The organism is Cupriavidus sp. 2TAF22 (assembly GCF_052115045.1).
Classification (GTDB): domain Bacteria; phylum Pseudomonadota; class Gammaproteobacteria; order Burkholderiales; family Burkholderiaceae; genus Cupriavidus.
Window position 1 is genome coordinate 1 of sequence record NZ_JBFRFX010000022.1, and the last position, 10,821, is coordinate 10,821.

Below are 10,821 nucleotides of genomic sequence, written 5' to 3' on the forward strand. Positions count from 1 at the left end.
GGCGCAGCTCGAGGCCGCGCGCGACGGGCGCCGCGAAGTGGAGCAGTTGCTGCGCCAGCCGCAGTTCGAGCGCGAGGCCCTGGCCGCCGCGCTGGCGCGCACGCGCGAGGCCGATGCGGCGGCGCGCAGCAAGCTCGAAGACAGCGTGGTGGCGTTCGCTGCCACCTTGTCGGCCGACGAGCGCCAGAAGCTGGCCGATGCGCTGGTGCAGCGCGGCCCGTTGCGCAGCGCGCCGGCACGGCCCGCCAAGGGCGCGCCATGAGCAGGCAAGACAAGCAATGGCCGCGCGTTTGCGGGCCTGGCCTGGAGAGGAGCAAGGCATGAACGACAACACCATCGCCGCTGCCGCCATCGCGGTCAACCGCTTCGGGCTCGGTGCGCGGCCGGACGAGGCGCTGCCGGCCGATCCGCGCGGCTGGCTGATCGGCCAGTTCGCGCAGTACGAGGCGCGTCCCGCGGCCTGGCGCGCGCAGCCGGGTACCGCCGCGCTGGCCGGCGAGTTCGGCGCCCAGCAGCGTGAAGTGCGCCAGGCCAGCTCCGACGCCAAGGCCGTGGCGCGCCAGCAGTTGCAGCGCGAAACCCGCGAAGCTTATCGCGACGCGGTCGACGCGCGCGTGGCCAGCGCGCTGGTCACGCCGGCGCCGTTCGTCGAGCGCCTGGTCCATTTCTGGTCGAACCACTTCGCGGTGTCGGTGGAGAAGCCGGCGGTGGCGGCGCTGGCCGGCGCCTTCGAGGCCGAGGCGATCCGCCCCCATGTGCTGGGCCGCTTCGAGGACATGCTGGTGGCCGTCGAGCGCCATCCCGCCATGCAGATCTTCCTGGACCAGGTGCGCTCGATCGGGCCCGACAGCATGGCCGCGCGCGTGGCCGCGCAGCGCGCGCCGCAGCGCCAGCTCGGCCTCAACGAGAACCTGGCGCGCGAAATCCTCGAGTTGCACACGCTGGGCGTGCGCAGCGGCTACAGCCAGGCCGACGTGACCGAGTTCGCGCGCGCATTGACGGGATGGAGCGTGGGCGGCTTCGGCGCGCGCGAGGACGGCGAGGCGGGCAGCTTCCTGTTCCGGCCGCGCGTGCACGAACCCGGCACCCGCGTCATGCTGGGCCGCGATTACCCGCAGCAGGGCGAGGCGCAGGCGCTCGCGGTGCTGCACGACCTGGCGCAGTCGGAAGCCACCGCGCGCCATCTCGCCACCAAGCTGGCGCGCCATTTCGTGGCCGATACGCCGCCGAGCGCGCTGGTCGCGCGGCTGTCCGATGCGTACATGCGCAGTGGCGGCGCGTTGCCGGAGGTGTACCGCGCGCTGGTCCAGTCGCCCGAAGCGTGGGCCAGCGCGCCGGCCAAGTTCAAGTCGCCGTGGGAGTGGGCCGTGTCCTCGCTGCGTGGCCTGGGCCTGCGCGAAGCGGGCGGGCAGGGGGGCGTTGCGCATTTCGCCCCGGTGCTGGCGCAGCTGGGCCAGCCGGTCTGGCGGCCGGGTTCGCCGGCCGGTTACGACGACCTCGCCGCGAGCTGGGCCGCGCCCGATGCGCTGGTGCGGCGCGTGGAGCTGGCGCAGCGTTTCGCGGCGCGCGCGGGCGACCGCATCGACGCGCGCGAACTCGGGCCGAAGCTGCTTGCCGGCACGCTGTCGGCATCCACCGCCGGCGCCATCGCGCGCGCCGAGAGTGCGCAGACCGCGCTGGCCTTGCTGCTGGTTTCGCCCGATTTCCAACGGAGGTGACATCGTGACATCCCAATTTTCCCGCCGGGATTTCCTGCGCGTCGCCGCCGGCGCGGGCGCCATGCTGACCCTGCCGCGCCTGGCGCTGGCCGGCGCCGATACCGAGCGCCGCTTTGTCTTCGTGATCCAGCGCGGCGCCGCCGATGGCCTGAACACGGTGGTCCCTTATGCCGACCCGGGCTATGCGCGCCTGCGCGGCGCGCTGGCCATCGACCCCGCGCAGGCCAGCAGGCTCGACGGCACCTTCGCCCTGCATCCATCGCTGGCGGAAACGGCGCGCATGTACGCCGCTGGCCAGGCGCTGTTCGTGCAGGCGGTGGCGTCGCCCTACCGCGAGCGCTCGCACTTCGACGGCCAGAACGTGCTCGAGACCGGCGGCAGCGCGCCGTACCAGGTCAAGGACGGCTGGTTGAACCGGCTGGCGGGCCTGCTGCCGGCGCGCCACGACAATGCGATCGCCTTCGCGCCGACGGTGCCGGCCGCGCTGCGTGGCGCGGCCGCGGTCGGCTCGTACGCACCCTCGGCCTTGCCGGCCGCGCCCGACGACCTGCTCGCACGCGTGGGCCAGCTCTACGAGATGGATGCGCAGCTGCATCCGCTATGGACCGCGGCAATGCAGGCGCGCGGGCTGGCCGGCGATGCCGGCGCACGTCAGGACCCGGCCAGCCTGGGCCGGCTCGCCGCCGGCTTCCTGGCGCGCGCCGACGGGCCGCGCATCGCCATGATCGAGACCGGCGGCTGGGATACGCACAGTGCGCAGGCGCCGCGCCTGGCGGCCCGGCTCAAGGCGCTCGACGCCATGCTGGCGGCGCTGCGCGACGGACTGGGGCCGGCCTGGTCGAGCACCACGGTGCTGGTGGCCACCGAGTTCGGCCGCACCGCCGCGGCCAACGGCACCGGCGGCACCGACCACGGCACCGCTGCGGCGGCGATGCTGCTGGGCGGCGCGGTCAAGGGCGGCAGGGTGCTGGCCGACTGGCCGGGGCTGGCGCAGGGCGCCCTTTACCAGGGGCGCGACCTGGCACCCACGACGAACCTGGACGGATTGATCGCCGCGGCGGCGGCGCAAGGCTTCGGGCTGGACAGCGAGCGCGTCGGGCGCACGCTGTTCGGCAACGGGGGCGGGCAGGGGGGGATGCTGGACGGACTGCTGCGCGCCTGAGACAGGCGCGCGGCAGTTCCGGACCGGCGCAACAGCGGGTGCGCTGGCGGCGCGGGCAGCTTACTTCGACAACACCCGCATGGCTTGCTCGAGGCCACCCAGCGTGACCGGATACATGCGGGACTTCATGATCTGGTTGATCACGGTCACGGACTGGCGGTACTGCCACAGGCCTTCGGGCTCGGGGTTGAGCCAGACGAAGCGCGGGAACTGCTCGATCAGGCGGTTGAGCCAGACCGCGCCGGCCTCCGGGTTGTTGTATTCCACCGAGCCGCCGGGCTGCAGGATCTCGTACGGGCTCATGGTGGCATCGCCGACGAAGATCACCTTGTAGTCCGAGCTGTACTTGTGGATCAGGTCCCAGGTGGCGATCTTCTCGGCGTGGCGGCGGCGGTTGTTCTTCCACACGTAGTCGTAGACGCAGTTGTGGAAGTAGTAGTACTCGAGGTGCTTGAACTCGGTCTTGGTGGCCGAGAACAATTCCTCCACGCGCTTGATGTGGTCGTCCATCGAGCCGCCCACGTCGAGCAGCATCAGCACCTTGACCTTGTTGTGCCGCTCGGGGCGCAGCTTGATGTCGAGCATGCCGGCGTTGGCCGCGGTCGAATGGATGGTGTCGTCGAGATCCAGTTCGGTATCGGCGCCTTCGCGCGCGAAGCGCCGCAGGCGGCGCAGCGCCACCTTGATGTTGCGCGTACCGAGTTCGACCTGGTCGTCGTAGTCCTTGTAGGCGCGCGTCTCCCACACCTTGATGGCGGTGCGGTTGCCCTTGGAGGGTCCGCCGATGCGGATGCCTTCGGGGTTGTAGCCGCCGTGGCCGAACGGCGAGGTGCCGCCGGTGCCGATCCACTTGTTGCCGCCTTCGTGCTTTTCCTTCTGCTCCTCGAGCAGCTGCTTGAGCCGCTCCATGAGCTTGTCGAGCCCGCCCATGGCCTCGATCTTGGCCTTTTCCTCGGCCGAGAGCTCGCGCTCCAGCGTCTTCTGCAGCCAGTCCAGCGGGATGTCGGACTTCCAGTCGACCAGGTTCTCGACGCCCTTGAAATAGGCAGCGAAGGTCTGGTCGAACTTGTCGAAGTGCTTCTCGTCCTTGACCAGCGCCATGCGCGACAAGTAGTAGAACTCGTCGATCGACGGCGAGATGACCTCGGCCTTGAGCGCTTCGAGCATGGTCAGGTATTCCTTGACCGATACCGGCAGCTTGGCGTGGCGCAGCGAGAAGAAGAAATCGATCAGCATGGTGGACTCGCTTGATGCTTAGTGTTTCCGGGACATGGTCAGCGGCTCATGCGCCGCGACCCGGCAGGTCCAGGCGGTATTGCAGGTGGCGCTTCACCGTCGGCCATTCGCTGGCGATGATGGAGAACACCACCGTGTCGCGCAGGGAGCCGTCGGGCATGCGCTGGTGATTGCGCAGCACGCCGTCCTGCTTGGCGCCGAGGCGCGCGATCGCGGTGCGGCTCTGCTGGTTCATCCAGTGCGTGCGGAATTCCACCGCGATGCATTGCAGCTGCTCGAAGGCATGGGTGAGCAGCATCAGCTTGCATTCGGTGTTGACGGCGCTGCGCTGCACGCGCTGGGCATGCCAGGTGTGGCCGATCTCGAGACGGCGGTTGGCCGCGTCGACATTGAACAGGCGCGTGGCGCCCACCACCGCGCCGGGCGCGCCGTCGCGGATCTCGCGGATCACGAACGGCATCGCGCCTTGCTGCTCGCGCATCTCCAGCGCGATGTCGGTCCACGCGCGCACCTTGTCTGGCGCGGGCACCGACGTGTACCAGAGTTTCCACAGTTCGCCGTCGGCGACGGCGGCCTGCACCTCGGCTTCGTGCGCCGGGCTCAGCGGCTCCAGCAGCGCATGCTGGCCGCGCAGGGCGACGGGTTCGATGAAGCGTGCCATGGGGGTTCGTGCGTCCGCTCAGCGGTTGGCGCGGTTCATGAATACCAGGCGCTCGAACAGGTGCACATCCTGTTCGTTCTTCAGCAGCGCGCCGTGCAGCGGCGGGATCGCGGCCTTCTTGTCCGGGCTCTTGAGCGCTTCGGGCGGGATGTCCTCGGCCATCAGCAGCTTGAGCCAGTCGATCAGCTCCGAGGTGGAGGGCTTCTTCTTCAGGCCGGGCAGGTTGCGCATCTCGTAGAACGATTCGAGTGCGGCTGCCACCAGTTCGCGCTTGATGCCGGGGTAGTGCACGTCGACGATGCGCTGCATCGTTTCCGCGTCGGGGAACTTGATGTAGTGGAAGAAGCAGCGGCGCAGGAAGGCGTCCGGCAGTTCCTTCTCGTTGTTGGAGGTGATGATCACCAGCGGGCGGTGCCTGGCCTTGACCAGTTCGCGCGTCTCGTACACATAGAATTCCATGCGGTCGATTTCGCGCAGCAGGTCGTTGGGGAATTCGATGTCGGCCTTGTCGATCTCGTCGATCAGCAGCACCACCTGCTGGTCGGCCTCGAAGGCCTGCCACAGCACGCCCTTGACGATGTAGTTGCGGATGTCGTGCACGCGGTCGTCGCCGAGCTGCGAGTCGCGCAGGCGCGAGACCGCGTCGTACTCGTACAGGCCCTGCTGCGCCTTGGTGGTCGACTTGATATGCCACTGCAGCAGCGGCATGCCGAGCGCGGCTGCCACTTCCTCGGCCAGCATGGTCTTGCCGGTGCCGGGCTCGCCCTTGATCAGGAGCGGGCGCTGCAGCGCACGGGCGGCGTTGACGGCCAGCTTGAGGTCATCGGTGGCAACGTATTGCTGGCTGCCTTCGAAGCGGGTCTGCTGGTTCGGGCTGGCGTTGGTGGTGTTGGACATGAGGCAACCTGAGGGGTTTGTGCGTGTCGGAATGGGCCAGTATAAAAGAGCTTTCCCGTTCGCGTGCGGCTGCCTGCGGCAGGCTGGACTGCCGCGTGCAGCGTGCTGTACAATGCGGCGGTTTGACGCGCCCCCCTAAGTCCTATTCTCCACCGTCCGGTTCGTCCGCCTAGTCTTGCGCGCGGCCCCTGCCGGGAGGCGGCGTTCAAAGAGATGGTTGCAGAATGAGGCCGGTCCGTGCTCACCTCGCCTGGCGGTACCGGGCGTGACAGTGTGCCGACCCGCTGGCAGCGCCACATCGAGCCGCAGGCAGATGCGGCTTCCCCGCCGGACCCATTCCGAAGCCATTTCTGACCGGTCGGGCAGGTCTCCCAGGGTTTTACACTTCCAATCAGCTACGACAATGAAAAAGCTCCTCACGATGGTGGTGCTGGGCGCGGCCGCCATGGCTGCGCAAGCCCAGGAAGTCAAGGGCAACGTGGATGCCGCCAAGAACAAGGTCGCAATGTGTATTGGTTGCCACGGGATTCCGGGATACCGGGCCTCGTTCCCCGAGGTGTACCAGGTGCCCCTGCTGGGAGGGCAGAACGCCAAGTACATCGAGAATGCGCTCAAGGAATACCAGAAGGGCGACCGCAAGCACCCGACCATGCGCGGCATTGCCGCCACCCTGAGCGACCAGGACATCGCCGACGTGGCTGCCTACTATGCGCAGCAGACCTCCAGCACGCAAAACAACAACCAGAAGTGAGGAGACCCGCCATGAATACGCTTAAGACGCTTTCGTTCGCGCTCGGCGCACTCGTGCTGGGCGCCTCGGCCATGTCCGCCTCGGCCGCCGATCTCGCCGCCGGCAAGGCGCTGGTGGAGAAGGGCAACTGCGTGGCCTGCCATGGTGCCGGCATGAACGCGCCGATCAGCCCGGACTACCCGAAGCTGGCCGGCCAGCACGCCGATTACCTGTACCACGCGCTGGCGGCCTACCAGATCACCACCAACCCGCAGGTGGGCCGCTCCAACGCCATCATGGCCGGCCAGGTCAACGCCAACCCGGGCGTGACCGGCAAGGACGGCAAGCCGCGTCCGTTCACCCGCGACGAACTCAAGGACATTGCCGCCTACATCGAATCGCTGCCGGGCGGGCTGGTGCTGAAGAAGTAAGAAGCGCCGCCGCGCRGGCGCCGCCGTGCGCCGCGCCAGGGGAGAAAAAAGCCGCTGAACATATCAGCGGCTTTTTCATTCGGGGACGGGCGGCGCGGCTCAGTTGCCGGTGCCCTTGGCCAGGCGGCGAGCCTTCACGGCGTTGGCCAGCGTCTCCAGCACATTGATCGAATCGTCCCAGCCGATGCAGGCGTCGGTGACCGACTGGCCATAGGTGAGGTTCTCCACCGGCGTGCCCTGGGCATGGTCCTGACGGCCCGCCACCAGATGCGATTCCACCATCACGCCGACGATGCGCTCGTCGCCCGCGGCCATCTGGCGGCCGATGTCCTCGCAGACGGGGATCTGGTTCTCGTGCTTCTTGCTGCTGTTGGCATGCGAGGCATCGATCATCAGGCGCGCGGCGAGGCCTGCCTTGGAGATCGCTTCGCAGGCTTCCTGCACGCTGGCGGCGTCGTAGTTCGGCGCCTTGCCGCCGCGCAGGATGATGTGGCAGTCCTCGTTGCCCGAGGTCGACACGATGGCGGAGTGGCCGCCCTTGGTCACCGACAGGAAATGGTGGGGCTGCGAGGCGGCCTTGATGGCGTCCACGGCAATCTTGACGTTGCCGTCGGTGCCGTTCTTGAAGCCGACCGGGCACGACAGTCCCGAGGCCAGCTCGCGGTGCACCTGGCTTTCGGTGGTGCGCGCGCCGATGGCGCCCCAGCTGACCAGGTCGGCGATGTACTGCGGGCTGATCATGTCGAGGTACTCGGTGCCGGTCGGCACGCCGAGCTCGCTGATGTTCAGCAGCAGCTCGCGCGCGGTGCGCAGGCCGTCGTTGATCTTGAAGCTGCCGTCCATGTGCGGGTCGTTGATCAGGCCCTTCCAGCCCACCGTGGTGCGCGGCTTCTCGAAATACACCCGCATCACCACTTCCAGCTCGCCGGCGAAACGATCGCGCTGCACCTTGAGCAGCTTGGCGTATTCGAGCGCGGCGCGGGTGTCGTGGATGGAGCAGGGTCCGATGATGACGATCAGGCGGTCATCCATGCCGTGCAGGATCCGGTGCATGGCCTGGCGCGCGCCGTAGATCACGTCGGACGCCTTTTCGGAGCACGCGAACTCGCGGATCAGGTGCGCCGGCGGCAGCAGTTCCTTGAGTTCGCGAATGCGCAGGTCGTCGGTGTTCTTCAGCATGATGGCTCCGGATTTTGTGGGTCGTGAGTTTGGGTGTCTGGGCTAGAGCTTGGGTGCGGGCCGGGATAAAAAAAGCCGCCAGGTTCGCTGGCGGCTTTTTTTGAATCCTGGGGGCGCTTACGATCGTCCCTCTCCATCCGCCAGCGGTGTGAGATCGCTAAAAAAGTAAAAGTAAAACTTGGCGGACATGGATTGGATCAGGCTCGGGTGTCGTATGTTCTTTGCGGCAACGCGTCAGAGGATGGCATTAAATTGCGCCGGACCTGCCGATTCTGCCGGCAGCGGCGGTTGACCATCGCGCAACGAAGCATCTTTATAGCGCTTTTTGCGGGGCTTGGCAAGCGCCGCGCGGGCGCCGGCAGTGCCCCGCGGGGTTCAGGCCGTGCCGCCCACGGTCATGTTCTCGATGCGCAGGGTCGGCTGGCCGACGCCCACCGGCACGCTCTGGCCTTCCTTGCCGCACACGCCCACGCCGGAATCCAGTCGCATGTCATTGCCGATCATGGTGACGTCCTTGAGCGATTCCGGACCGTTGCCGACCAGCGTGGCACCCTTGACCGGGGCGGTGATCTTGCCGTCCTCGATCAGGTAGGCCTCGCTGGCGGAGAACACGAACTTGCCGTTGGTGATGTCGACCTGGCCGCCGCCGAAATTCACCGCATAGAGGCCGCGCTTGACGCTGGCGATGATCTCTTGCGGGTCGCGGTTGCCGTTGAGCATGTAGGTGTTGGTCATGCGCGGCATGGGCAGCGCAGCATAGCTCTCGCGGCGCGCATTGCCGGTCACCGGCATCTTCATCAGGCGCGCGTTGAGCGTGTCCTGCATATAGCCCTTGAGGATGCCGTCCTCGATCAGCGTGGTGCACTGGGTCGGGTTGCCCTCGTCGTCGAGGTTGAGCGAGCCGCGGCGGTTGGCCAGCGTGCCATCGTCCACCACGGTCACGCCCTTGGCCGCCACGCGCTCGCCCATGCGGCCGGCGAAGGCCGACGAGCCCTTGCGGTTGAAGTCGCCTTCCAGGCCGTGGCCGATGGCTTCGTGCAGCAGCACGCCGGGCCAGCCCGGCCCGAGCACCACGGTCATGGCGCCGGCCGGGGTGGGGCGCGCCTCCAGGTTCACCAGCGCCGAAGCGACAGCCTCGTCCACGTACTTGCGCAGCAGGTCGTCGGTGAAATAGCCGTAGGCGTAGCGTCCGCCGCCGCCGGAGGAGCCGATCTCGCGCCGGCCGTTCTGCTCGGCGATCACCGTGACCGAGACGCGCACCAGCGGGCGCACGTCGGCGGCGATGACGCCGTCGCTGCGCGCCACCAGCACCACGTCGTATTCGCCGGCCAGGCCCGCCATGACCTGCACCACGCGCGGGTCCTTGGCACGCGCCATGCGTTCCACGCGTTCGAGCAGCGCCACCTTGTCGGCCGCTGCCATGGAGTCGAGCGGATCGTTGGGCGAGTACAGGTTGCGCCCGCCCTGGGAGGCCAGCTTGCCCGCCACCTTGACGCGGCCGCTGCCGGCGCGGCCGATGGTGCGGGTGGCGGCGCCGGCCTGCAGCAGCGCATCCATGCTGATGTCGTCCGAGTAGGCGAAGGCGGTCTTGTCGCCCGAGACGGCGCGCACGCCCACGCCCTGGTCGATGCTGAAGCTGCCCGACTTGACGATGCCTTCTTCCAGGCTCCACGCCTCGTTGCGGGTGTACTGGAAGTAGAGGTCGGCGTAGTCGACCTTGTGCGTGAAGATGTCGGCCAGCGCGCGCTGCAGCTTGGCTTCGTCGAGCCCGTAGGGGGCCAGCAGCAATTGCTGGGCGGTGGCGAGGTTGCGGATTCCGAGATCGCCGGCGTTCATGGTTTTCCTTTGTCGTCGTGCCGCGGCGGCCGGTTGGCGCCACCGCGTGAAAATTCTGCCTTCAGCGCTGTTCGCCATGGCGTATCACCATGGCGCAGCGAGGCGTATTGCCGTACATGCTACAGCACCCGATGGCGCAGCGCCGGCAGGTTCTGCCGCACTTCGTCCAGGCGCGCGGGGTCGATCCGTCCGCTCACCACGCCTTCGCCTTCGGGCAGCACCGCCATGATCTCGCCCCATGGGTCGATCAGCATGGAGTGGCCCCAGGTGCGGCGGCCGTTCTCGTGCTTGCCGCCCTGTGCCGCGGCCAGCACATAGCACTGGTTTTCGATGGCGCGGGCGCGCAGCAGGATCTCCCAGTGCGCCTGCCCCGTGGTGTAGGTGAAGGCGGCCGGCATCAGAATCAAGCTGGTGTTGCCGCCCGCCGCCAGCTGGCGGTACAGCTCGGGAAAGCGCAGGTCGTAGCAGACCGACATGGCGACGCGGCCGCACGGCGCCTCGAAGCTCACCGGCGTATCGCCGGCCAGGATGGTGCGCGATTCGTCGTAGCTCTCGGTGCCGCGGGTGAAGCCGAACAGGTGGATCTTGTCGTAGCGCGCCACGCGTTCGCCGCGCGGATCGTAGACCAGCGAGGTGTTGTACACGCGCGCCTCGTCCTCGCACCACAGCGGCAAGGTGCCGCCCACCAGCCAGATGCGGTGGCGCCGCGCCGCGTCCGCCAGGAAAGCCTGGATCGGGCCGTCCCCGTCACGTTCGCGGATGCCGACCTTGTCGCCTTCGCGCTGGCCCATCATGCAGAAGTATTCCGGCAACAACACCAGTTCCGCGCCGCCGTGCGCGGCCTGCGCGATCAGCACTGCGGCGCGGGCCAGGTTGGCTTCGCGCGAAATGCCGCTGACGGTCTGGATCGCGGCCACGCGGAACGGCGCTGCACCTGGGGCGGATGCATTTGCGGTCATATTAGGTTTCCT

The 10,821-nt window shown here is 68.1% G+C and carries 11 protein-coding genes; 5 read left to right on the top strand and 6 right to left on the bottom strand.

The window, feature by feature from the left end:
- The 3 genes from AB4Z48_RS24460 to AB4Z48_RS24470 form a co-directional block, all read left to right on the top strand.
- A partial coding sequence (locus AB4Z48_RS24460) for a periplasmic heavy metal sensor (RefSeq protein WP_441618730.1) occupies window positions 1-262 on the top strand: 262 nt, incomplete at its 5' end.
- Between the two features lie 58 nt (window positions 263-320).
- Window positions 321-1,718 carry a DUF1800 domain-containing protein gene (locus tag AB4Z48_RS24465; RefSeq protein WP_441618732.1) on the top strand — a complete coding sequence of 466 codons (1,398 nt, stop codon included), beginning with the start codon at window positions 321-323 and terminating at the stop codon, window positions 1,716-1,718.
- A 4-nt stretch (window positions 1,719-1,722) separates the two neighbouring features.
- Window positions 1,723-2,880, top strand: coding sequence for a DUF1501 domain-containing protein (locus AB4Z48_RS24470; protein WP_441618734.1), 1,158 nt, complete (start codon window positions 1,723-1,725; stop codon window positions 2,878-2,880).
- 60 nt (window positions 2,881-2,940) lie between these two features.
- On the opposite strand, the gene AB4Z48_RS24475 is transcribed toward AB4Z48_RS24470, so the two are convergent.
- The 3 genes from AB4Z48_RS24475 to AB4Z48_RS24485 are packed head-to-tail and all read right to left on the bottom strand — an operon-like array spanning window position 2,941 to window position 5,674.
- Complete coding sequence (locus AB4Z48_RS24475) at window positions 2,941-4,116, bottom strand: vWA domain-containing protein (protein ID WP_441618736.1); 1,176 nt, start codon at window positions 4,114-4,116, stop codon at window positions 2,941-2,943.
- Window positions 4,117-4,162: 46 nt separating this feature from the next.
- On the bottom strand, window positions 4,163-4,777 hold the full coding sequence (locus tag AB4Z48_RS24480; protein WP_441618738.1) for a GNAT family N-acetyltransferase: 615 nt from the start codon (window positions 4,775-4,777) through the stop codon (window positions 4,163-4,165).
- 18 nt (window positions 4,778-4,795) lie between these two features.
- The gene (locus tag AB4Z48_RS24485; protein WP_020201397.1) at window positions 4,796-5,674 is read right to left on the bottom strand and encodes an AAA family ATPase; all 879 of its coding nucleotides are present in this window, start codon (window positions 5,672-5,674) and stop codon (window positions 4,796-4,798) included.
- A 403-nt stretch (window positions 5,675-6,077) separates the two neighbouring features.
- Here AB4Z48_RS24485 and AB4Z48_RS24490 point away from each other — a divergent pair, with 403 nt between their 5' ends.
- Window positions 6,078-6,425, top strand: coding sequence for a c-type cytochrome (locus AB4Z48_RS24490; protein ID WP_441618740.1), 348 nt, complete (start codon window positions 6,078-6,080; stop codon window positions 6,423-6,425).
- An 11-nt stretch (window positions 6,426-6,436) separates the two neighbouring features.
- Window positions 6,437-6,835, top strand: a complete 399-nt coding sequence (locus AB4Z48_RS24495) for a c-type cytochrome (RefSeq protein WP_441618742.1) — start codon at window positions 6,437-6,439, stop codon at window positions 6,833-6,835.
- A 99-nt stretch (window positions 6,836-6,934) separates the two neighbouring features.
- On the opposite strand, the gene aroG is transcribed toward AB4Z48_RS24495, so the two are convergent.
- The 3 genes from aroG to AB4Z48_RS24510 form a co-directional block, all read right to left on the bottom strand.
- Window positions 6,935-8,014: a 3-deoxy-7-phosphoheptulonate synthase AroG gene (gene aroG, locus AB4Z48_RS24500; RefSeq protein WP_441618744.1), complete on the bottom strand. Its 1,080-nt coding sequence runs from the start codon at window positions 8,012-8,014 to the stop codon at window positions 6,935-6,937.
- A gap of 375 nt (window positions 8,015-8,389) precedes the next feature.
- The gene (gene tldD, locus AB4Z48_RS24505) at window positions 8,390-9,850 is read right to left on the bottom strand and encodes a metalloprotease TldD (RefSeq protein WP_441618746.1); all 1,461 of its coding nucleotides are present in this window, start codon (window positions 9,848-9,850) and stop codon (window positions 8,390-8,392) included.
- 119 nt (window positions 9,851-9,969) lie between these two features.
- Complete coding sequence (locus AB4Z48_RS24510; RefSeq protein ID WP_441618748.1) at window positions 9,970-10,809, bottom strand: carbon-nitrogen hydrolase family protein; 840 nt, start codon at window positions 10,807-10,809, stop codon at window positions 9,970-9,972.
- Window positions 10,810-10,821 lie beyond the last annotated feature (12 nt).